This is a genomic window from Catenulispora subtropica (genome assembly GCF_039531675.1).
Taxonomy (GTDB): Bacteria; Actinomycetota; Actinomycetes; order Streptomycetales; family Catenulisporaceae; genus Catenulispora; species Catenulispora subtropica.
On sequence record NZ_BAAAQM010000006.1, the window covers coordinates 54,123 to 75,627 of the forward strand.

Annotated in this window: 18 protein-coding genes and 1 pseudogene; 13 read left to right on the forward strand and 6 right to left on the reverse strand. The window is 69.6% G+C overall.

Annotation, left to right across the window (positions count from 1 at the left end; all coding sequences use genetic code 11):
* The first annotated feature begins 1 nt into the window (after window position 1).
* The 3 genes from ABD466_RS07590 (at window position 2) to ABD466_RS07600 (ending at window position 2,456) form a co-directional block, all read left to right on the forward strand.
* Window positions 2–313 carry a CBU_0592 family membrane protein gene (locus ABD466_RS07590; protein WP_344656231.1) on the forward strand — a complete coding sequence of 104 codons (312 nt, stop codon included), beginning with the start codon at window positions 2–4 and terminating at the stop codon, window positions 311–313.
* On the forward strand, window positions 310–672 hold the full coding sequence (locus tag ABD466_RS07595; RefSeq protein WP_344656232.1) for a nuclear transport factor 2 family protein: 363 nt from the start codon (window positions 310–312) through the stop codon (window positions 670–672). Before ABD466_RS07590 ends, ABD466_RS07595 begins: the two co-directional genes overlap by 4 nt.
* 95 nt (window positions 673–767) lie before the next feature.
* Window positions 768–2,456: a DUF885 domain-containing protein gene (locus tag ABD466_RS07600; protein ID WP_344656233.1), complete on the forward strand. Its 1,689-nt coding sequence runs from the start codon at window positions 768–770 to the stop codon at window positions 2,454–2,456.
* Window positions 2,457–2,776: 320 nt separating this feature from the next.
* Here the strand turns inward: ABD466_RS07600 and ABD466_RS07605 are convergent, their stop codons facing one another.
* The 3 genes from ABD466_RS07605 to ABD466_RS07615 are packed head-to-tail and all read right to left on the reverse strand — an operon-like array spanning window position 2,777 to window position 5,216.
* Entirely contained in the window at window positions 2,777–3,346 is a 570-nt protein-coding gene (locus ABD466_RS07605) for a phosphonate degradation HD-domain oxygenase (protein WP_344656234.1), read from the reverse strand.
* A complete protein-coding gene (gene tmpA / locus ABD466_RS07610; RefSeq protein WP_344656235.1) occupies window positions 3,343–4,464 on the reverse strand; it encodes a 2-trimethylaminoethylphosphonate dioxygenase in 1,122 nt (373 codons plus the stop codon). Before tmpA ends, ABD466_RS07605 begins: the two co-directional genes overlap by 4 nt.
* Window positions 4,461–5,216 (reverse strand): GntR family transcriptional regulator, encoded by a 756-nt coding sequence (locus ABD466_RS07615; RefSeq protein ID WP_344656236.1) that lies wholly within the window; start codon window positions 5,214–5,216, stop codon window positions 4,461–4,463. The genes tmpA and ABD466_RS07615 overlap by 4 nt, the downstream gene beginning before the upstream one ends.
* Before the next feature lie 296 nt (window positions 5,217–5,512).
* On the opposite strand from ABD466_RS07615, the gene ureA reads away from it, so the two are divergent.
* Complete coding sequence (gene ureA / locus ABD466_RS07620; RefSeq protein ID WP_344656237.1) at window positions 5,513–6,235, forward strand: urease subunit gamma; 723 nt, start codon at window positions 5,513–5,515, stop codon at window positions 6,233–6,235.
* Window positions 6,232–7,938: an urease subunit alpha gene (locus ABD466_RS07625; protein WP_344656238.1), complete on the forward strand. Its 1,707-nt coding sequence runs from the start codon at window positions 6,232–6,234 to the stop codon at window positions 7,936–7,938. Before ureA ends, ABD466_RS07625 begins: the two co-directional genes overlap by 4 nt.
* Before the next feature lie 140 nt (window positions 7,939–8,078).
* On the opposite strand, the pseudogene ABD466_RS07630 reads toward ABD466_RS07625, so the two are convergent.
* Window positions 8,079–8,810, reverse strand: a pseudogene (locus ABD466_RS07630) (agmatine deiminase family protein); the annotation flags it as partial.
* Between the two features lie 144 nt (window positions 8,811–8,954).
* Window positions 8,955–9,551, reverse strand: coding sequence for a TetR/AcrR family transcriptional regulator (locus ABD466_RS07635; protein WP_344656239.1), 597 nt, complete (start codon window positions 9,549–9,551; stop codon window positions 8,955–8,957).
* Window positions 9,552–9,762: 211 nt separating this feature from the next.
* On the opposite strand from ABD466_RS07635, the gene ABD466_RS07640 reads away from it, so the two are divergent.
* The 8 genes from ABD466_RS07640 (at window position 9,763) to ABD466_RS07675 (ending at window position 18,524) form a co-directional block, all read left to right on the forward strand.
* Window positions 9,763–10,782, forward strand: coding sequence for an agmatine deiminase family protein (locus tag ABD466_RS07640; RefSeq protein WP_344656240.1), 1,020 nt, complete (start codon window positions 9,763–9,765; stop codon window positions 10,780–10,782).
* Complete coding sequence (locus ABD466_RS07645; RefSeq protein ID WP_344656241.1) at window positions 10,779–11,717, forward strand: nitrilase-related carbon-nitrogen hydrolase; 939 nt, start codon at window positions 10,779–10,781, stop codon at window positions 11,715–11,717. The genes ABD466_RS07640 and ABD466_RS07645 overlap by 4 nt, the downstream gene beginning before the upstream one ends.
* Window positions 11,718–11,790: 73 nt before the next feature.
* Window positions 11,791–13,428, forward strand: a complete 1,638-nt coding sequence (locus ABD466_RS07650; RefSeq protein ID WP_344656242.1) for an ABC transporter substrate-binding protein — start codon at window positions 11,791–11,793, stop codon at window positions 13,426–13,428.
* Complete coding sequence (locus ABD466_RS07655) at window positions 13,425–14,387, forward strand: ABC transporter permease (RefSeq protein ID WP_344656243.1); 963 nt, start codon at window positions 13,425–13,427, stop codon at window positions 14,385–14,387. Before ABD466_RS07650 ends, ABD466_RS07655 begins: the two co-directional genes overlap by 4 nt.
* A complete protein-coding gene (locus ABD466_RS07660; protein ID WP_344656244.1) occupies window positions 14,384–15,241 on the forward strand; it encodes an ABC transporter permease in 858 nt (285 codons plus the stop codon). The genes ABD466_RS07655 and ABD466_RS07660 overlap by 4 nt, the downstream gene beginning before the upstream one ends.
* A 5-nt stretch (window positions 15,242–15,246) precedes the next feature.
* Window positions 15,247–16,230: an ABC transporter ATP-binding protein gene (locus tag ABD466_RS07665; protein WP_344656245.1), complete on the forward strand. Its 984-nt coding sequence runs from the start codon at window positions 15,247–15,249 to the stop codon at window positions 16,228–16,230.
* On the forward strand, window positions 16,223–17,053 hold the full coding sequence (locus ABD466_RS07670; RefSeq protein ID WP_344656246.1) for an ATP-binding cassette domain-containing protein: 831 nt from the start codon (window positions 16,223–16,225) through the stop codon (window positions 17,051–17,053). Before ABD466_RS07665 ends, ABD466_RS07670 begins: the two co-directional genes overlap by 8 nt.
* Window positions 17,054–17,213: 160 nt before the next feature.
* The gene (locus ABD466_RS07675; RefSeq protein WP_344656247.1) at window positions 17,214–18,524 is read left to right on the forward strand and encodes an agmatine deiminase family protein; all 1,311 of its coding nucleotides are present in this window, start codon (window positions 17,214–17,216) and stop codon (window positions 18,522–18,524) included.
* 182 nt (window positions 18,525–18,706) lie between these two features.
* Here ABD466_RS07675 and ABD466_RS07680 read toward each other — a convergent pair whose 3' ends face one another.
* Window positions 18,707–21,418, reverse strand: a complete 2,712-nt coding sequence (locus ABD466_RS07680; protein ID WP_344656248.1) for a hypothetical protein — start codon at window positions 21,416–21,418, stop codon at window positions 18,707–18,709.
* Window positions 21,419–21,505: the final 87 nt, after the last annotated feature.

The following is a 21,505-nucleotide window of genomic DNA, read 5'->3' on the forward strand; positions in this document are numbered from 1 at the left end:
GATGGACGGGGTCGTCACGGCCGTCGGCTGGGCCGGCGCGGGTCTGCTGCTCGCCGCCTACGCTCTGGCCTCGGCCGAACGGATCGCCGCCGGAGGTCACGGGTTCCAAGTGATGAACCTGCTCGGCGCTCTGGCGCTGACGATCAACTCCGGTCACCACCGCGCCTGGCCCTCGGCCATTCTCAACGTCGCCTGGATCGCCATCGGCCTGGTGACGCTCGGTCGTCGCTCGTTGCCCGCTACGGCTTCCGCCGACCTCGAAGCCCCTGCGGCGCCGCCGATGAGCGCTGGGACCGCCCGGAGACATCCATGACGTCCGAAGACATGATCGCCCGGGTGAACCGCTACTACGGATACGTGGATGATGGCGACATCGAGAGCCTTCTGTCCCTCTTCTCCCACGACGCCGTATACAGCCGCCCCGGCTACGGGCCCCTCACGGGCCGCGCCGAAATGGCCGCCTTCTACTCGGGGGAACGAATCATCAAAGAAGGGCGGCACACCCTGTCCTGCATCGTGTCGCAGGGTGACCACGCTGCGGTCCACGGCAGCTTTTCGGGAACGCTCAAGGACGGCAGAGAAGTCAATCTGCGGTTCGCCGACTTCTTCATCGACAGCGGTGGCGGGACCTTTTCCCGACGCGACACCTTCTTCTTCACTCCCCTGGTATGACCACTTCCTCCGCGGACACGATGCGTTGCACGTGAGCCGCTTGCACAAAGAACCATCTACGACACAGAGGATCCACCGGTATCACGATGAACCACATGCCCGACCTCCCCAGCGACGCGCTGCCCCGGCAGGTGGCCGACGCATACCTGGACGACCTCATCGAGCTCGACCCGACTCTGGGCACCTACCTCGGCACTCCTGCCAGCGCCCGCTTCCTGCCCGATTACTCGCCAGCCGGCGCAGCCGCCCAAGCCGAACTCGCCCGCGCCGCCTTGGCCCGGCTGGCCGAGGCCGAGGCCCAGCCTGGAGCCGACGCCGACACCGAGCGGCGCTGCGCACGACTGCTTCGGGAACGGTTGGTCGCTTACCTGGCCGTGTACGAGGCGGACGAGCATCTGCGGGCGGTGAGCAACATCAACTCGCCGGCGCACAGCATCCGCGAGGCCTTCATGCTCATGCCCAAGGACACCGACGAGGACTACGCGGACATGGCGGCCCGACTGCGCGCCGTGCCCGCGGCACTCGACGGCTACTGTGCCTCGCTGACCGAAGGCTTGGCACGCAATCTGCCTGCCGGACCGCGCCAGGTGGGCACCGTCGTCCAGCAACTGACCGAGTGGGTGGGTGACGGCGTTTCCGAGAGTTGGTTCGCACAGCTCACTGCGGAAGGCCCCCAGGACATGCGGGCCGACCTGGCCTCGGCGGCCACCGAGGCCACTGCCGCCTACGCAGGCCTGCGCGACTGGCTGCGTGACACATATGCCCCGGCCGTCAAGGACGCCCCGGACGTCGTCGGCCGCGCGCGGTACGCCCGCTGGGCGCGTTTCTGGAACGGAAGCGACACCGACCTGGACGAGGCGTACGCCTACGGCTGGTCCGAGTACCACCGGCTGCACGCCGAGATGGTCGCTGAAGCCGCCAAGATACTGCCGGGCAAGGCGCCCTGGCAGGTTCTGGAGCACTTGGACGAGCACGGACATGCCGTCGAAGGCGTCGAAGAGGTTCGCGAGTGGCTACAAGCCCTGATGGACGAGGCCATCGAAGCGCTGGACGGCACGCACTTCGAGCTCGCCGACGGGATCAAGCACGTGGAGTCCCGGATCGCCCCGCCCGGCAGTGCCGCAGCCGCCTTCTACACGCCGCCCTCCGAGGATTTCACGCGGCCCGGCCGCACATGGTTGCCCACCCGGGGACAGACTCGGTTCCCCACATACAACTTGGTCACCACCTGGTATCACGAGGGCGTCCCGGGACACCACCTGCAACTCGCCCAGTGGGTGCACGTCGCGCGGAACCTGTCGCGATACCAGGCGACGGCAGGCATGGTCAGTGCGAACGCGGAGGGCTGGGCCCTGTATGCGGAACGGCTCATGGATGAGCTCGGCTTCTACACCGACCCGGAGCGGCGGCTCGGCCACCTGGACGCGCAGATGCTGCGCGCCATCCGAGTCATCATCGACATCGGCATGCACCTGGGCCTGAAGATCCCGGCCCACTCGCCCTTCCACCCGGGCGAGCGGTGGACGCCCGAGCTGGCTCTGGACTTCTTCTGCAGGCACAGCGGACTGCCCGGCGAGCACATCGACAGCGAACTCACCCGCTACCTCGGCATGCCGGGCCAGGCCATCGGCTACAAGCTCGGCGAACGTGCCTGGCTGACCGGCCGGGCCGCAGCCCGGGCCGCCCACGGCGACGCCTTCGACGCCAAGTCCTGGCACATGGCCGCGCTCTCGCTCGGCTCCCTCGGCCTGGACGACCTCGTGAAGGAAATCTCGGCCCTGTAGATCAACCACGGAGAGATGCGGCGCTGCGGCCCAAGCCCGGCACAGGACCGTACCCCCGAACACAGACCGCCGCGGTCCAGCACGACCTCCCCCCAGCGCCGGACCGCGGCTCCGCCAGCCCAGCACGCCACCGCGAGCTGAGGCGGACCGTTGCGAGACCAGTGCGTGACCAAGGCACCTGTCGCATACTCCCCGCCTCGGCTCAGGTCGCCACCGCGAGCTGACCCGAGGCCTCAACCGTCGCCCGGAAGTTCGCCCGCGAGGGCGCCACGGTCTTTCTGACCGGATCCGATCGCGACCGCCTCGACAACCATCGGGATTCACATCCCGAGCGCGCACGTGGCCGGGCGTGCCAGCAGCTTGTCCAGAAGCGGCCGGTAGTGATCGAAGCCTGGGACGTCGGCGTCGGGGACTTTGGCCGCCTCGTCCCAGCGGCGGAGGGCCACTGCCTGGGCCGCGTATGGACCGGTGGCGAACTGTTCGGCCTCCTGGGTGGTCATCGGGCCGCCTTGCAGCTTCAAGGTGTAGATGGACGCCTCGGACAGCTTGCCGAAGTAGTCGGGCTCGACGGCGCACAAGTAGCGTTTCGCGGCGACGTGCAGCCGCACCGGCTCGGTGACCGACTGCGGGAACCAGGTGCCGAGCCAGTCCGCGCCGGCGTGGCTGTGCCGGTTGTCCGTGCCGGTCATCAGCTCCTTACCGCTGACGGGGCCGGTGAAGTGTCCGACATCGTGCAGGAGAGCCGCGGCGATCAGAGGATCCGGTGCGCCCTCGGCTTCGGCCAGTGCCGCGGCCTGGAGCATGTGCGCGGCCTGGGTCACCGGTTCGCCGAGGTAGTCGCGGGCGCCTTGCTCGGCGAACAGCCTGGCTATCGTGTCGACGGGTTTCACTGGACCGCTCCGTTCGTCTCCCGGGTTCGGCGACGCAGGGCCTTGAGCTTGCTGTACGCGCCGTCAAGGTCGGCGTAGCAGCCTTGAAGATGCCGCCGGCCGTTCGCGCGGAACCCGGTGCGCGCGTGCAGGACCCTGGTGTTGTCGAACACCAGGCAGTCGCCGGGCTCGAGTCTGAAGGAGAGCTGCGCCTCGGTGCTGTAGAGGAGTCCGGCGAATCGCCTGTAGGCGGCGTAGAAGTCATTGATCCGCTCGGCCGGCAGGACTATCGGCTGCATCGAGCGGTTGTTGAAGCGGATCTCCCGGATCCGGCCGATCGGGTCGACGCCGATCAGCGGCCGGGTCGCGGTCAGGTCTGTGGCCGCGTCCGCGTAACGGAAGGTCACCGGGGTGTGGGTGAGTGTCTCGAAGGCGGAAGAGTCTTCGGTGCGCAACCGTGCGGCCGCTGCGAACCCGTCCACCAGCCCGGAGTCCCCGCCTTCGGCGGCGTTCTCCAGACAGTGCAGCAGTTGGATCGTGGGCACCGGATCCCGGTACGGGTTGTCGGTGTGCGGGGTGATGGGCAGGCTGCTGAAGGCCAGGTTGGTCGGCTGGTCCTCGACCCGGACCTCGAACAACTCACCGTAGTTGGTCCGCCGCACATGACCGAAGGATTCGGCGACGCTCAGCACCGCTCGGTCGGTCGTCGGGACGCCCCGCACAAGGACGAATCCCAGGTGCCGCAACGCCTCCAGGCCCGCTGCCAGTTGCTCCGGATCGTCCTGGAACGCCGGCCACGCCGTGGTCGGCATCGAGCCGGCCAGATCCGCGGCCTGCCACAGCTGCTTCGCGTCCTCGGTCCGGTCGTCGGCCGGAACCGGGCCGTCGAGCCGGTGCGCAGCCAGCCAGTCGCGGGTGAAACGGCTGCGGTGACCCCCTGGTGCGAACTCGACGGTTACGGCGTCATCGGTCTGTTCGACCCGGCAGATCCGGATGTCTGGCGGCAGGTCCGTGATGCCGTACAGCTTCTGGCCGCTACCCGGATCCACACAGTCGGCGCAGGAGCAGTTGTCACGCAGCCAGACAGCCGGATATCGCCGGTCGGCGGCTAGTTCGAGTACTGAGGACGAGGCGTTCATGGGCGTTCTTCCGTGAGGTGGTGGCGGACCAGCGGGGCAGCGGCCAGCGAGTTGCGGACGGTGAAGGCGACGGCGTCACCGCGGTAAAGGTCTTCGGACCACTCCAGCGGCCGGCCGTCCGGATCGGTGGTGCGCCGGCGCTCGCGCAGCAGGGCGGCTCCCTGCGCCAGGTCGAGCAACTCGGCGTCCTCGGGTCCGGCGTTGACCGCCTCGATGACGTGCTCGGCGTGCGCGAAGAAGATGCCGTGCTCCTCCAGGCGCTCGGACACCGACTCTCGCTCGAGATCGACGAACCCGAGCAGGGAGCCGGCACGGTCGGCGTACGCGGTCCGCTCGATCATCACCGGCCGGCCGGACAACAGGCGGACCCGTACCAGGTGGACGACCGGCTCGCCGGGCCCCAGGTCGAGGCGCTCGGCCTCCTCCTCGGTGGCCGGCCGGCGTTCGAGCCGGATCACCCGGCCGGAGGGCTCCTCGCCGACGAGCCGGGCCCACCGCGAGAACGATCGCAGCTCGCTGAAACTCTGCAGCCGGGGCTCGGCGATGACGGTGCGCCGGGCGCCCTGGTGGGAGGCGATCAGGCCGTCTTCGCGCAGTGCGGCGAAGGCCCGCCGAACAGTGTTCCGGGAGGCACCGTAGCGCTCGGCGATCGCGTGTTCGGAGGGCAGACGTGAGCCCGGCGGGTAGCTGCCGTCGGCGATGGCGTCACGCAGCTTCGCCGCCACCGTCTGGTAAAGGGCTGCTGTCGCCATGGCGTGCGACCTCCTGAGCTGACGAATCTCGTTCTTGTAGGACCAAGCTAGAACTTGGTCCTACAAGATTAGCACCCTCGTCAGGGCATGTGCCGATCAGCCTCGGGCGGTTCCGCGGTCACCGGTGCCGCTCTCACCCTCGACTTCCCCGCGGGCTTGACTGAAAATTCAGTTAGCAAAAGAATGAGCTCACGCCTGGCCCCGGCGGGTGCCGGGAACCGCCGACCTCCGGAGCCATCCATGCCTGTAACGGCTTTGCCCTGCCTCTTCTCGATTCCCACCGGCGGCGATGCGACATGGCGCTGACACCCACTGAACGCGACCGGCTCCTCCTGTTCACCGCCGCCGAATTGGCCCGGGCCCGCCGGGCCCGCGGACTGCTGCTCAACGTTCCCGAGGCGACGGCGCTGATCGCCGATGCCGTGTGTGAGGCGGCCCGAGACGGACTCCGTGTCGAGGAAGCGATCGACCTGGGCCGGACCGTCCTCGGGCCGGGTGACGTCCTGCCCGGAGTCGCCGACGTGGTCACTGAGATCCGCGTGGAGGCGGTCTTCGACGACGGCACTCGCCTGGTGGTGGTCGGCGAGCCGTTCGGCGGCGGATCACTCGGTCTTGACGCGCCCGGGGCGGTGGTCGCCGCCGGTGAGCCGCGCCCCGGGCGGCGCGCCTCCGCACACCTGACGGTGGCGAACACGGCCGACGTGCCGATCAGCGTCACCAGCCATTTCCATTTCTTCGAGGTCAACCCGCGGCTGTCCTTCGATCGTGCCGCCGCCTACGGCATGCGCCTGGCGGTGCCGGCGGGCTCGTCAGTGCGCTTCGAACCGGGCACGCCGGTCGAGGTCGGCCTGCTGCCGATCGGCGGCGCGCGCGTCGCGATCGGCTTCGCGGGGCTCGTCGACGGCCCGTTGGATGCTCCCGGTGCCAGACAGGAGGCTCTACGGCGAGCCGCGGCCTGGGGCTATCTCGGCGCGGGGCCGACCACGGAATCCGGAGAACAGGAGGGGGATCAGGCATGAGCGACCACGAAGACTGGGAATACACCGCCGTCCACGGTGCGAGCACAGGAGACCGGATCCGCCTGGGAGACAGTGGTCTGATGGTCCGCGTCGAGGCCGACTCCCAGGAGCCGGGGGAAGAGTTCCTGGCCGGCTTCGGCAAGACCGCCCGCGACGGGATGCATCTGAAGGCCGCCGCTGTCCGTGACACCTGCGACGTGGTGGTCAGCAACGTCGTGGTCATCGACGCGGTGCTCGGCATCCGCAAGACCTCCATCGGCATCCGTGAGGGCCGGATCTGCGCCGTCGGGCGGGCCGGCAACCCGGACACGGTGGATGACGTCGACGTGGTGGTCGGCACCGGGACGATCATCATCCCGGGGGAAGGGCTCATCGCCACGGCCGGGGCCGTCGACACCCACGTCCACCTGCTCTCGCCGCGCATCATGGAAGCCTCTCTGGCCTCCGGGGTCACCACGATCATCGGCCAGGAGATCGGCCCGATGTGGGGTGTCGGCGTCAACTCGCCGTGGATGCTGCGGCGCGCGTTCAACGCCTTCGACGCCTGGCCGGTGAACGTCGGTTTCCTGGCCCGCGGCTCGTCCTCCGACCCGGCGCCGCTGGCCAAGGCCCTTGTCGAAGGCGGCGCCAGCGGCTTCAAGGTGCACGAGGACATGGGCGCCCACACCCGGGCGCTGGACACCGCATTGCGCGTCGCCGAAGAACACGACGTCCAAGTGGCCCTGCACACGGACGGCCTGAACGAGTGCCTGTCGGTCCAGGACACCTTGTCAGTGCTCGACGGCCGGACGATACACGCGTTCCACATCGAGGGTTGCGGCGGCGGTCACGTGCCCGACGTGCTCAGCCTGGCCGGCGTGCCCAACGTGATCGGCTCCTCCACCAACCCGACCCTGCCGTTCGGCCGCGACGCCGTGGCGGAGCACTACGGCATGATCGTGTCGGTCCACGCCCTGAAGACAGACCTGCCCGGCGACGCCGCGCTGGCTCGGGACCGGATCCGGGCCGGCACGATGGGGGCCGAGGACGTCCTGCACGACCTGGGCGTCATCGGCATCACCTCTTCCGACGCGCAGGGCATGGGCCGGGCCGGGGAGACGGTGCGCAGGACCTTTGCGATGGCCGGAAAGATGAAGGGCGAGCGCGGGCCGCTGACCGGAGACGGGCCGACCGACGACAACACCAGGGTCCTGCGCTACGTCGCCAAGCTCACCATCAACCCGGCCATCGCCCACGGCCTGGCGCACGAGGTCGGCTCCCTGGAGGTCGGCAAACTGGCCGACATCGTGCTGTGGCACCCGGCCTCCTTCGGGGCCAAGCCGCAGATGGTGCTGAAGGCCGGGTTCCCCGCCTACGGGGTCACCGGCGATCCCAACGCCGCCACCGACAACTGCGAGCCGCTGGTCTACGGGCCCTTGTTCGGCGCGCACGGCGCGGCGCCGGCCGACCTGTCCGTGGCCTTCGTCGCGACCGCCGCGGCCGAGGCCGCCGATCCCGGCAGGGCGTACGACCGGCTCACCAGCAAGCGCCGCCGGGTGGCAGTGCGCGGCACCCGCGGTATCGGGCCGGCCGACCTGGTCCGCAACACCCGGCTGGGCAGCGTGGCAGTCGATCCGCGCAGCGGCCTGGTCACGCTCAACGATGTACCTGTGAGGTCCGAACCCGCAGCCCGCGTGTCGCTCAACCGCCTCTATTTCCTCTGAGCCGCCCTCCCCCCGTTCCCTTGCTGATCGGGGGGTAACGCGCGTAAACCGGCCGCGACCGCGGTGAATGCGGCCGCGGCCAGGTCGTCCGGGATCGAACCGATCGGCGGGTTGCCGGGTGCGGTGTTGCGGAAGGCAGGCTACGCAGGGGTTCCGGGCATGTCGTGTGTCGAACAGTGGATGCCGCCGCCGCCGGCGGCGATCGCGTCGATCTGGACCGGCACGACCTTTCGGCCGGGGAAGTGCTCGCCGAGGATCTGCCGGGCCTCGTCGTCGGCGGCGGCGTCGCCGAACTTCGGCATGACCACGGCGCCGTTGGCGACGAAGAAGTTGGCGTAGGAGGACACGAACGCGTCGCCCTTGCCGGTGATCTGGTCCGGGTCGGGCTGCGGCAGGTCGACGACCTGGAGCTTGCGCCCGCGAGCGTCGGTGGCCTGGGCCAGCACGCCGCGGGCCTGGTCGGAGGAGCGGGACCAGACGTCCGGGGGCCCGCCGGGGAACGTCTTGTCGAGCAGTACGACGCCGGGTGCGACGTAACGGACCAGGCAGTCGACGTGCGCGTCGGTGATGTCCTGGCCCTTGACGCCGGCCAGCCAGATGACCTTGGTGACGCCGAGAGTCGCCTTGAGGTCGGCCTCGACCTGATCGCGGGTCTTGCCCGGGTTCCGGTTGTCGTTGACCAGCGAACTCTCGGTGACCAGCAAAGTGCCCTGCCCGTCGGTCTCCAGGGCTCCGCCCTCGGCCACGAGCGGCGCGACGACGCGCGGAGTCCGATACCGCTCCAGGACGGCGCGTGCCACGCCGGCGTCGTCGGCGTGCTGCTGCTTGTCGCCCCAGCCGTTGAAGTTGAAGTCGACGCCGGTCAGGGTGCCGGAGTCGGGGCCGGCGGTGGCGGGATCCACTGCGTCACCCAGCAGCAACCCGCCGTCTGAGTCGCGTCCGCGATTCACGAACACCCGGCCCGGGGCGACGCGATGGCTGCCGTCGCCCCGAGCTCGCTCTCGCCCGGCCCGGCATCACGGCCGGGGTGAGGGCCCCAGTTCGGCGACGATGGCGCCGCGCAGCAGATCGCGGGCACGCTCAAGGCTGAGTGTTCCGGACAGCCAGCGTTCAGACAGCCCCTCGACCAGCGCCGTGAGCCGTTCGCCGACGTCGTGGGGGTCGACGTCGGCCCGGGCCTGTCCGGAGCGCTGCGCGGCCGCGACCCGCTCGGCGGTCTCGGCGACCCACCCCTGCGTGGCGCCCTCGAGGCGCTCGCGGAGCTCGGTCTCGAAGATGGCGCTGGCCCGCAGTTCACCCCAGGCGGTGCTGTTCTCGCGAACCTCGTCGGTGTCCTGCAGTTCCAGCAGCAGCACCTGCTCCAGGACCGCCCGTGGGCCGTCGGCGGACGCCGCCGCCGCGTCCAGCGCCTGCGCCGTGTAACGCTCGGCTCGGTCGTTGATGTAGTCCAGCGTGGCGCGCAGCAGCCCGGCGCGATCTTTGAAGTGGTAGTAGATCAGGCCCGTGGAGGCGCCGGCCTTGGCGGCGATCTCCTCCACACGCAACCCTCTGACACCACTCTGGGCGATCATCCCGACCGCCGCCTGGAGAATCAGCTCCCGTTTACTGGCCACGCCGTCCCACCTTACTACCGCCGAGTCCGGTCCCAGCTATTGACTGAATTTTCAGTTAAGAGCATTCTTAGCACACCGCACCGGTGGACGCGCGCCGGAAGACACGGCGAAGGCCCGGGACGGCCGGATCACGCACCGAGATCACGCGCCGGCGTCTGAGATCGCGCACTGATCACGCACTGATCGCGCACAGAGGACAAGGAATCGAACGATGACCATGCGGATGCCGGCCGAATGGGCCGAGCACGAGGGCACGCTGATGGCCTGGCCGACCCGGCCGGACCTGTGGGGCGCCGTGCTGGAGGACGCCAAGGGCGAATACGCCGAGGTGGCCAAGGCGATCGCCCGGTTCGAGCCGGTGCTGATGGTGGCTCCGCCCGGCGCGGGCGCCGAGGCGCGGATTCGCTGCGGCGAGACCGTCGAGGTGGTCGAAATGCCGATCGACGACTCCTGGCTGCGGGACTCCGGTCCGATCTTCCTCACGGACGACACCGGCGGCCGCGTCGGCGTGGACTTCCGGTTCAACGCCTGGGGCGGCAAACACAGCCCGTGGGACGCCGACGACCGGGTCAGCGCCCTTCTGCTGGACCATCTGAACGTCGAGCGCGTCGTGTCCCCGATGATCCTGGAGGGCGGTGCGATCACCGTCGACGGTGAGGGCACGCTGATCACCACCGAGCAGTGCCTGCTGCACCCCAACCGGAACCCGGACTGGACGAAGCAGCAGATCGAGGCCGAGCTCAAGGCCCGCCTCGGGGTCACCACGGTCATCTGGCTGCCGTTCGGCGGCGCGGAGGACTACGAGACCGACGGCCATGTCGACGGCTGCTGCGCCTTCGTCGGCCCGGCCAAGGTGATCGTGCAGCTGCCCGACGACCCCGCCCACCCGGACTATGAGCGGTGCAGGGCGAACCTGGCCGTGCTGGAGAGCGCCGTGGACGCCCGGGGCCGCAGGCTCGAGATCGTCCCGATCACTCAGTCCAACCGGGTCGAGGTCGACGGCCACGAGGTCGAGGTCGGCTACCTCAACTTCTACCTGCCGAACGGCGGCGTCGTGGTCCCGGTGGCCGGTCTGCCGGCCGACGAGGGCGCGCTCGCGGCGCTGGCCGCGGCCATGCCGGACCGCGAGGTCGTCGGAGTGACGACGCGCACGCTCGCCCACGGCGGCGGCGGGATCCACTGCATCACCCAGCAGATCCCGGCGGTCAAGGCCGCGAAGGTCCTGTCGTGAGTGCCGAGTACGCGCTGCTCACCTCGTTCGGTTCGCCGCTGGGCTCGCCGCTGCGCACCGAGGAGTCGGTGCGTCCGTTGCTCCGGATCGGGCTGGTGCAGATGCGCTGGAACCCGGACGCCACCGCACACGACGAAGCCCTGCGCCGCGGCGTGCGTATCGCCGCGGAGCAGGGAGCGGCGATGGTCTGCTTGCCAGAACTCACCCGCAGTCCCTACTTCGCCGCCGATCCGGCGATGGCGGTCGACGGGCACCGCTTCGCCGAGGACGTCGAGGACGGCCCCACCACGCGGCTGGCCGCGGAGTTGGCGCAGGCCCACGGCGTCGCGGTGCACGCCTCGCTGCACGAGCGGGCCGGGGATGGACTCGGTTACAACACCGCGATCTGTGTGGATCCCACGGGAGCGGTGGTCGCCCGGACCCGCAAGATCCGCATCCCGCAGTTCCCGGGGTACCACGAGAACCTGTGTTTCCGCCCCGGCGACAGCGGGTTCCCGGTGGTGAAGATCGACAACGTGCACTACGGCTTCCCGACCTGCTGGGACGAGTGGTTCCCCGAGCTGGCCCGGGCCTACGCGCTCGCCGGCGCCCAGGTCCTGGTCCACCCGACGGCGATCGGCTCCGAGCCGGATCTCCCGTCTTTCGACAGCCGTCCGCTGTGGGAGCACGCGATCACCGCCAACGGCCTGGCCAACGCGTTGTTCCAGGTCGTTCCCAACCGGGTCGGCACCGAGGGCCGGATCACGTTCTACGGCTCCTCGTTCATCTCCGATCCGTACGGCCGCGTGATGCTGCGCGCCCCGCGTGACCGGCCGGCCGTGCTCGTGGCCGACCTCGATCTGGACCAGCGCCGCGACTGGCTCGAGTTCGGGCTGCTCTACACCCGCCGACCGGAACAGTACGGATCTCTCACCCGGCCTGACCTCACAAAGTAATGGATATGGTCGTCGCCACCGCGACTCCCGTCCCGGCCATTCCCGGGGATCAGCAGCGAAGGAGTCACCTCCCATGAGAAGCACACGGCGGTCCGCCGCCACGATAGCCACAGCCTCAGCCCTCGCCTTGGCCGCGGCGGCCTGCAGCGGCACCCACGGCAGCTCGTCGTCCGGGAAAGACGGAACCAAGTCCGGCGCAGCCGCCTTCCAGCTCTCACCTGCCACGCCGAAGCCGAAGGGGAACATCGACTCCTTCACCTGGTCGATCTACGCCGAGCCACAGACGCTGGACTACATCCAAGCCTTCGACTATCCGCAGAACATGATCCTGTCGAACGTCTGCGAGTCGCTCATGCGCTGGAATCCGGACCTGACCGAGTCGCCGGGGCTGGCGTCGAAGGTCGAGCAGCCGGATCCGAACACCTACGTCTACACCCTGCGCCAGGGCGTGAAGTTCCACGACGGCGGCACCATGACAGCCGACGACGTGGTGTTCTCGCTGAAGCGGCAGATGGACCCGAACGCCGGGTCGTACTGGATCTCCACGTTCGACAACGTCGACTCGGTCACGAAGACCGGACCACTTCAGGTCACGGTCAAGCTGAAGAAGCCGGACTCGCAGTTCGGCGAGGAGATGGCCAACGCGTCCGGCGTCGTCGTTCACGCCTCGACGGTCCAGTCGGCCGGGCAGGGCTACGGCACCGGGAGGAACCTGGGCTGCACCGGTCCGTTCACCCTGGGCACCTGGACCAAGGGCACCTCCATCGAGCTGGACCGGTTCGACGGCTACTGGGGCACCCCGGCCAAGGCGGGCAAGGTGGTCTTCTCCTTCATCACCGACCCGACGGCCCGCACCAACGCACTGCTCACCGGCGCGGTGGACGGCGGCTACCTGATCACCCCCGACAGCTACAACCGGCTGAAGTCCTCGGGCACCGGCACGCTGTACTTCGGCAAGTCGCTGACCACCATCAGCCTCAACGTCTGCAACCTCAAGGGGACCCTGGGCGACGTGCGGGTGCGCAAGGCCCTCCTGCTGGCCATGGACCGCTCCGGCTTCGTCAAGACCGGCCTGCAGGGCGTCGGCACGGTGACCTCGTCGCCGGCCCCGGCCGACTCCTGGCCCGCCGGCGCCCTCCCCGCCGCCTCCGACCTGCCGCCCACCACCCAGGACGTCACCCAGGCCAAGGCGCTGGTCCAGCAGGCCGGCGCGACCGGCAAGACGGTCACCATCGCCACCTCCCCGATCGGCCCGGATGTGTCCCTGCTGGCCACCGCCTTCCAGTCGGCCGGCTCCCAGATCGGGCTGAACGTCCAGCTCAAGACCATCGCACCGGACGCGTTCACCGGGCTGTTCTCCGACCCGAAGGCGCGCGAGGGCCTGGACGCCTTCCCCGAGACCTACTACCTGTCCACGACCGATCCGATGGGGATGTACCACCAGTTCCGCACCGGCGATTTCGAGAACTACGCCGGCTGGTCGAACCCGGACTACGACAAGCTGGCCGAGCAGGCCGCGGCCGAGTACGACTCCGTGAAGCGGGCCGGGATCAGCGCGAAGCTGCAGAAGATGGAATCCGACCAGCTGCTGTGGATCCCGGTGGCCGAGTGGCCGAACTCGATGTTCCTGAACAAGCGGATCACCGGCGCGCCGACCTCCATCTCCTACCTGTACTACCCGTGGGCCGCGGACGTCGGCTCGGCCGGATGAGCGAGATCTGGCGGTTCGGGGTGCGCCGGGCCTTCGAGCTCGCCGCCACCTTGCTCACCGCCTCGTTCCTGGTCTTCTCCGCCCTCTACCTCGCCCCCGGCAAGCCCGAGACGTTCCTGCTCGGCGGGCGTTCGGCCACCCCCGAAGCGCTCGCCGCGATCCGCGCCCACTACCACCTGAACCAGCCGTTCCTGCTCCAGTACCGGCGCTGGCTCACGCAGATGGTGCACGGCGACTTCGGCACCTCCATCCAGTACCGCAGCCCGGTCCTGGACCTGATCGGTGCACGGCTCGGGCAGACGCTGCTGCTCATCGCGATGGCCGCGCTCCTGGTGGCGGTCCTGGGGATCGGCTCGGGATGGCTGGCGGTCCGCAGGCCCGGCGGCTTCGTCGACCGGGGCGTGCTGGTGGTCACCTCGGTGGCGGTCGGGACGCCGTCGTTCGTCGCGGCCATCGGCCTGATCTGGGTGTTCTCGGTGCGGCTGGGCTGGTTCCCGTCGATCGGCGCCGGCACCGGCTTCTTCGAAATGGTCTACCACCTGACGCTGCCTGCCCTCGCGCTGTCGCTGTACTGGGTGGGGACGCTGTCCCGGGTCACCCGCGCCGCGATGCTGGCCGAACTGGCCAAGGACCACGTCGCCGTGGCCCGCAGCCGCGGCATCGCCGACGGCGCCGTCATGCGCCGCCACGTGTTCCGCAACGCCGCCGCCGGCATCGCCACCATGAGCGGCCTGACGATCACCGGGCTGGTCGTCTCGACGGTGCTGGTGGAATCGGCGTTCGGGCTCGGGGGCATCGGGGCGTTCCTGGACTCCTCGGTGGCCGTCAAGGACTTCCCGGTGGTCCAGGCGATCAGCCTGCTGGTCGTGACCGTCTTCGTCGCCGTCAACCTGGTCGTCGACCTGACCTATCCGCTGCTGGACCCCAGGGTCCGGCTCGGCGCGAGGAACACCGCATGAGCACCCTGGCCCTCGTCCGGCGTTCCGGACCGCGCACAGCGCGTACCACACGACCGTGGCTGTATCTGATCTGCGCCGGCTTCGCGGTCCTGGTCGTCCTGGTAGCGCTTCTCGCCTCCTGGATCGCGCCGGCCGACCCCAACTCCTCCGACCTGTCGGCCGCGCTGACCGGACCCTCGGCCGGGCATCTGCTCGGTGCCGACGGCTCGGGCCGGGACACGCTGTCGCGGCTGATCATCGGCGCGCGCACCGCGCTTCTCGGTCCGGCGTTCGTGGTGTTGTTCTCCACACTGCTCGGCGTGGCCGTCGGCGTCGCGGCCGGCTGGCGCGGCGGCTGGCTGGACTCGGTGCTGTCCCGCGGCAGCGAGCTGCTGCTCGCCTTCCCCGGTCTGCTGCTGGCGATCCTGTTCGTAGCGCTCTACGGCCAGGGGCTGGTGGCACCGGTGATCGCGCTGTCCCTGGCGTACACACCGTACGTGAGCCGGCTGGCCCGCAGCCTGACGCTGTCCGAGAAACAGCGGCCGTACCTCGCCGCCTACCGGGTGCAGGGGTTCTCGAACCGGGCCATCTGTCTCCGACACCTGATCCCCAACATCGGGCCGGTGGTGCTGGCCCAGTCCACCGTCAATTTCGGCTACGCCCTCATCGACCTCGCAGCCCTCTCCTACCTGGGCCTCGGCGTCCCGCCGCTGACTCCGGACTGGGGGGCGATGGTCAACGAAGGCCAGTCCGCGCTGTTGCAGGGGCAGCCGTTGTCGGCGATCGTCCCATGCCTGGCGATCGTGCTCACCGTCGTCGCCTTCAACGTCGTCGGTGAGCACTGGGCCGACCGCGTCGCCAAGAGAGAAGCCTGAACCGAATGAACACCTTGCAGATCGCGGACCTGCGCGTCGTCCTGCCGGGAACGGAGAGACCGGTCCTCGACGGGGTCGACCTCACCGTCGCCTCCGGCGAGACCGTCGCGCTGGTCGGCGAGTCCGGCTGCGGCAAGACCCTCACCTCGCGCGCGGCCCTCGGCATGGTGCCGCCGCGGGCCGAGGCCACCGGCACGGTGCTCGTCGACGGTCGCGACATGCTGACATTGGGCGCCAGAAGCCTGCGCCGAGTGCGCGCTACCACCACCGCGATGATCTTCCAGGACCCGCGGGCCGCGATCAACCCGGTCCGGCGCATCGGGGACTTCCTCACCGAAGGACTGCGGCTCACCGGCGCCTGGGACAAGACACGGGCCCGGGAGCGGGCACTGACGCTGTTGGACGCCGTCGGGCTGAAGAGCACGGTGCTGCGCCAGTACCCACACGAACTGTCCGGCGGCATGCTGCAACGCGTGATGATCGCCGCGGCGCTGATGGCCGATCCGGTGCTGCTGCTGGCCGACGAGCCCACCACCGCACTGGACGTCACGACCCAGGCCGAGATCATCGCGCTGCTGGGCGAGCTGCAGCAGCGCTTCGGCACCGCGATGCTGTTCGTCACCCACGACCTGGACCTCGCCGCGGTCATCGCCGACCGTGTCGCGGTGATGTACGCCGGGCGGATCGTCGAGACCGGGCCGGCCGAGGAGGTGTTCGCCGCGCCGAAACACCCGTACACCGCGGCGCTGCTGGCGGCCTCGCCCCGCCTGGACGCCCCCGAACCCCGCCTGACGGTGATCCCCGGCCGGGTTCCCGGCCTGCACACCGCGATCAGCGGATGCCCCTTCGCCACCCGCTGCGGCCACGCCGATGAGCGGTGCGCCACCGAACGGCCGCAGAGCACGGCCGTCCCGGGTCGCGCCGAGGCGGAAGTCGCCTGCTGGAACAGCGAGTCCCTGATACCGCAAGGAGGTGCCGCCCATGGCTGAACCCGTGCTGGAGGTCAGCGGTCTGCGCAAGACGTTCGGGACACACCCCGCGGTGGACGACGTCTCGTTCACCGTTCCGGCGGGCGGATCGCTCGGGATCGTGGGCGAGTCGGGATCCGGAAAGACCACCACCGCCCGCATCATCGTAGGCCTCGAGAACCCCGACGCCGGACACGTGCGGGTGGACGGCCACGACCGGATCAACGCCGGGAGGGGACGCGCCGAGCGGCTCAGACGCGCGCAGCAGGTGCAGATGGTGTTCCAGGACCCGTACCTGTCCCTGGACCCCCGCATCACCGTAGGCGCGGCACTGACCGAGACGCTTCGCCTCCACCACCCCGGCACCGACCAGGCCGCGCGCGTGACGGATCTGCTCAGCCAGGTCGGGCTCGGCGCGCGGGAGGCCCAAGCCCTGCCCCGGCAGCTTTCCGGCGGACAACGCCAGCGAGTCGCGATCGCCCGGGCGCTCGCAGTCAGCCCGCGGGTGCTCGTCCTGGACGAGGCGGTGGCCGCACTCGATGTCTCCGTCCAGGCGCAGATCCTCAACCTGCTCGCCGATCTGCGTGCCGAACTCGGCATCGCGTACGTGTTCATCACCCACGATCTCGGTGTGGTGCGGTGCGTCACCGACGAGGTCGCGGTGATGCGGCGCGGCGCGATCGTGGAACGCGGCCTCACCGCATCAGTGCTCGCCGAACCGGAACATCCCTACACGCGCCTGTTGCTCGAATCCGTCCCGGGGCCCGGGTGGGACCCCAAGGCGATCGTCACAGCCCGAAAGGCCCTGGCCGCGGTGGAGCAATCCGCGGACGCGCAGTCGTAGTGGCCGCGCTCGGGTCGCCGGCGCTTCGGGGGGCCGGACGACCTACCCGACGGTGCGCTCCGTTCGGACTCGATGTCACGCGTGACCCGACATCCGGTCGGCCCGGTCCCGGATCGGCCATAGCGGGCCGTCGGCCCGCGTTTCCTCACAAGGAGGCACGATGAACCATCGCGACATCTCCCACGACTGGGCCGAGGATGGCCCGCTGGGGGCGGACACCGCGCAGACAGAAGGGCGGAGGCCCGGACGCCACTCCTTCGGGCAGGCAGTCGGCAAGCAGGCGAGCCGGCGCGGAGTCCTGGCTGCGGCCGGGCTGACGGCGGTCGGCGTGGCCTGGGCCGGCAACGGCAAGGGCTCGGCCAGCGCCGCCACGGGGACGCCGACGGCCACGACGTCGCCCACGTGTGGCGGCACGCCGACTCCGACGCCGACCCCGACCCCGACCCCGACGGGCGGCGGTTCCTTCGTGGTCCCGGTCGACACCGCGACGCACACCCGTACCTGGATGGCCTGGCCTGACAGCACGACCATCTACGGCAGCAAACTGTCTGGCATGCAGTCGGCCATCGCGCTGGTCGCGAAGACGATCGCGAAGTACGAGCCGGTCTTCATGCTCGCCAACTCCGCCAGCGTCGCCACGGCCCAGTCGATGTGCGGCTCCGGGGTGACCGTGATCGGCTCGATACCGGTCGACGACTGCTGGATGCGCGACACCGGCCCGGTCTTCCGGAGCAACGGGTCCGGCGGCCTGGACACGGTCGGCTTGAACTTCAACGGCTGGGGCGACAAGCAGACCCATGCCAACGATGCGCTGGTCGCCCAGCGGGTGGCTGCCTACCTGAACCTGCCGTTCACCGCTGCCGGGCTGGTCGGTGAAGGCGGCGCGATCGAGACCGACGGCGCCGGCACCCTGATGGCCACCAAGAGCAGCATCATCAACCCCAATCGGAACCCGAACCTGACGCAGGCCCAGATCGAGGCCGCGATGTGCGCGGCGTACGGCGCCTCGAAAGTCATCTGGTTCCCCGGCATCACCGGCCAGGACATCACCGACGACCACGTCGACGCCACCTCCCGCTTCCTGTCCCCGGCGGGCACGGCCCTGGTCCAGACCCCGAACCCGGCGGACCCCACGGACCAGTGGTCGAACGACGAGCAGCAGCAGTACGACACGCTGTCCGCCTCGACCGACGCCCAGGGCGCAAGGTTCCAAGTCACCGCACTCCAGTCCCCGGACTACAACCTGATCCGGGCGACCAGCGTGAATTTCGTGGACTCCTACGCCAACTACTACGTCTGCAACAACGCCGTGATCTCTGCACAGTTCGGCGACAGCACGGCCGACGCCAACGCCAAGGCGGTGCTGACCCGGCTGTATCCGGGCCGGGCCGTCATCCAGCTCAACATCGACGCGATAGGCAACCAGGGCGGCGGCATCCACTGCGTCACCCAGCAGCAGCCAGCTCCGTAATAGGACAGCGGCTGCGGCTCATTCAGACCCGTCAGCACCGCAACACTGATCCGTCGGCCCGCGGCCACATCCGGCCGCGGGCTGACCCGACGACTGGTTCGACGCCTGGCCCGAGGGTGGTTCCGCTCCCGACGCGGTCGCGCTTCCGGAGCCGCCCGACCACTTGCAGCGTTCATGGGCGGTCACCACTGGTTCCCGCGGAAGGCGCAGTCGTGCCACCATTCGGCCGCGCCGGACACGTCCGGCCCGCGCGACCACAGCTCCTCCGGGTCTTCGGGCATCAGCCGTTCCCGGAGGTACTCCTTGGCGCCGGTTGGCAGGTTCGACATGCGCCACTTGTCGGCGACGGCGGCCGCGTAGGCGGCGACGACCTCTGGCGGGTAGCGATGTGGGTCGTCGATCGCGGTGGCGACGTCGGCGTCCGCGAAGCATACTCGTGCGGCGTCCTGCGGGGAGATGCCGGTCTTCGCGGCGAGATCCCAGGCCAGGGTCGGGCGGATCGGGAGGGGGCCGTTGGCTTTGAGGAGCTTGGCGAACTCGGTGACGCGGTCCGGTGTCGCCCACCCTTGGGGGACGGGGTCGCCGTGGAGCCGCCAGCCGGGGAAGTCGACGGGGGTGAAGCGGCCGCCGGGCGAGTACTCGATCATGAACAGCTCGCAGATGGAGGTGCGGAGCAGGACGATCGCAGCGCCGGTCGGGGTGCGCAGGAGCTGGCCAGCCGGCTCTGATTCGGACTGCCAGGGGTCTTCGGAGGTGAGGATCCGCATTCGCCATTGGCCGGTGCCGTCTGCCAGGGGCGAGCTGACGGCGGCGTGGAGTTCGTCCAGTGCGCGCTGGCGTCCGGCGTCGTCCCGGTCCCAGGCTTGGAGAAGTGCCCGGCCGCCGAGAGCGCCGAAGCGGAACCCGATTTGACGGTAGGAGTTCGGCAGCTTGACCACATCGAGCCTGTAGGGGTCGTCCTTGCTCGCCTGGTCGGCCGCTTCTTTGAGGAGGTCTGCCAGAATCCGCCAGGTGGCGAGCGTTCCGAAGTCGCGAGTGACCGGAAGGCCGGCCGCCGGTACCAGGACCGACGGCACGCCGGTCGGCTTCGGCGCGCCGGTCAGGCCGCTGATCGTCAGCCGCGCCTGCAGGCATTGCGCGGCGATGGCCGCCGCGTCGGCGACACCGTTCTTGAGTCGCTCGTCGATGATCTCGGGGATCAGGTCGCCCATGCGCCGAACCACGGCATCGGAGCCCTGGAGGCCGGCCTCGATCAGGCGGGCAGCCGTCGCGCGGTCGACACGCCGCAGCGCGGCGGACCCGACCGGGTCGACAGGGCGCTGATACCGGAACCATCCCGGCGGCGGCAACACGGGCTCGCCCCAGGACGGCTCCTGCGTCGCCCCGAAGCCGAAGCTGGAGGCGATCCCGCCCTCTGCGCTGTGTACACGCAGCCTGCCGTCGGCACAGTCGACCCTGGCGGGCTGCTCGGCGTCGGGGAACAGCACGTCGGCCTCGGACGGGGCGCTCGGGCCGATGGAGCGCCGCTCGTCGAGGCTGGCCAGGAGGGTGCCGTCTGACGCAAGGCCCTGGTAGACGAAGGTCCGCCAGCCGTCCGGATGCCGCAGCGACATCAGCGGATCGATACCGTCGTGCCAGAACAACATGCCGTCCGGTCCCGAACGGAATCCCACGTCGAAGTGCCACGCCTTGCCCTCTGGTGTGAAGACGTGCACATGCTCGCGGTCGTACCGGTAGGCGAGGCGGGGACCATCCTGGACGATCTGTATCCGGGGGCTGTTCTGCCATCCGTGCGGCGTGTACTCGGGGAAACCTGGCACTTCGAGCTCGGCCGGCAGCCCGGTGCGTAGGGCGGTCACGAGGGCGTCTGCGGGGTCGGTCATGCGGAAATCGTTGAACAAGCCAGGCTTCAAGTACCGAGCTCCGTCTCCGTCCGCCTCCTCATCTTCCTCGACCAAGGGACGCATGGTGGTCAAGGATTCATCGAGGTCTGACAGTCCGCCGGTGCCCGCCAGAGCGACCCAGAGCGCCACGGACTCATCAAACGTGGCGGCAGTACGTACGCTCTCCTTCGTCGCCGAACAGAACAGCGCCGGATCCCCGAGATCGGATGTGCTGAACAAGGCTCGTCCGGCCTGATCCGCCAGTCTGTACGCCAGACCGATCGGCGCCGCCCCGAGCCGGTCGAGAAACCACTCGGCGGGCAGCACCTCCCCGGCCCTCGCGTTGCCGAGGACCGCCAGCCACGACCTCCGCTTCTCCTCAGCCAACTCCAACGCCGGATCCGGCTCACTGGCGATCAAAAGGTCGAGCAGCTCACGATCCCGCTTGGTCACGCGCGCCAAAGCCTTCTCCGCAGCGGTCCACACCCGATACGGAGCCCCGGCCAACGTCCCCGACCGCAACAGATACCCGGCAACGAAGTCCTCTTCGGCAGCCCGTTTCAGTCCCGCCGCCTTCGCCAACGTACGCAGATCCACGAAGAGGTTGGCGTACGGCACGTGCCCGCCATCGAGCGCGGCACATATGACCTCGCGAAACTTCTCGTGCGCCTCGGCGGCCGACACCTCAGCCGCCAGCCGCTTCGCATAGTCGCGATACAGCATCGGCGCGACAACGTCAGCGGCAGCAAACTCAACGAACAGCGCATGGGAGTCTGCGATGCTGGACCTCTGCGCATCAGCTTTGCGGGCAAGCGTGAAGCAGTGTTTCGCGACGTCCCGTCGCCCCGCGGCCACCAGCCTCCGGCACGCCAGCTCGAAGAACCCCGCCGCGTCCGAGGCCGCCATCGAGCGTGAGTACCGCGTTGCCAACGCCATCGCCCGCACCGGGTCACCAGTCGCCGACGCCATCAGCTTGGCCAGCTTTTCAGTCTTCGTATCCGTCGCTGCCACGCGGCGAGCGTAGACGCCGTGGCCGACACTGCGCCGCGTCGTCTGGCGAGGCCGGCGATCCAGCGCGGTCGCACGCACTTCGGGAGG

Bases quoted from the DNA above. Each gene is read 5' to 3' on its own strand.
- ABD466_RS07590 (WP_344656231.1), top strand. From the start codon at position 2: ATGGACGGGGTCGTCACGGCCGTCGGCTGGGCCGGCGCGGGTCTGCTG.
- ABD466_RS07595 (WP_344656232.1), top strand. From the start codon at position 310: ATGACGTCCGAAGACATGATCGCCCGGGTGAACCGCTACTACGGATAC.
- ABD466_RS07600 (WP_344656233.1), top strand. From the start codon at position 768: ATGCCCGACCTCCCCAGCGACGCGCTGCCCCGGCAGGTGGCCGACGCA.
- tmpA (WP_344656235.1), bottom strand. From the start codon at position 4,464: ATGAACGCCTCGTCCTCAGTACTCGAACTAGCCGCCGACCGGCGATAT.
- ABD466_RS07615 (WP_344656236.1), bottom strand. From the start codon at position 5,216: ATGGCGACAGCAGCCCTTTACCAGACGGTGGCGGCGAAGCTGCGTGAC.
- ureA (WP_344656237.1), top strand. From the start codon at position 5,513: ATGGCGCTGACACCCACTGAACGCGACCGGCTCCTCCTGTTCACCGCC.
- ABD466_RS07625 (WP_344656238.1), top strand. From the start codon at position 6,232: ATGAGCGACCACGAAGACTGGGAATACACCGCCGTCCACGGTGCGAGC.
- ABD466_RS07640 (WP_344656240.1), top strand. From the start codon at position 9,763: ATGACCATGCGGATGCCGGCCGAATGGGCCGAGCACGAGGGCACGCTG.
- ABD466_RS07650 (WP_344656242.1), top strand. From the start codon at position 11,791: ATGAGAAGCACACGGCGGTCCGCCGCCACGATAGCCACAGCCTCAGCC.
- ABD466_RS07655 (WP_344656243.1), top strand. From the start codon at position 13,425: ATGAGCGAGATCTGGCGGTTCGGGGTGCGCCGGGCCTTCGAGCTCGCC.
- ABD466_RS07660 (WP_344656244.1), top strand. From the start codon at position 14,384: ATGAGCACCCTGGCCCTCGTCCGGCGTTCCGGACCGCGCACAGCGCGT.
- ABD466_RS07665 (WP_344656245.1), top strand. From the start codon at position 15,247: ATGAACACCTTGCAGATCGCGGACCTGCGCGTCGTCCTGCCGGGAACG.
- ABD466_RS07670 (WP_344656246.1), top strand. From the start codon at position 16,223: ATGGCTGAACCCGTGCTGGAGGTCAGCGGTCTGCGCAAGACGTTCGGG.
- ABD466_RS07675 (WP_344656247.1), top strand. From the start codon at position 17,214: ATGAACCATCGCGACATCTCCCACGACTGGGCCGAGGATGGCCCGCTG.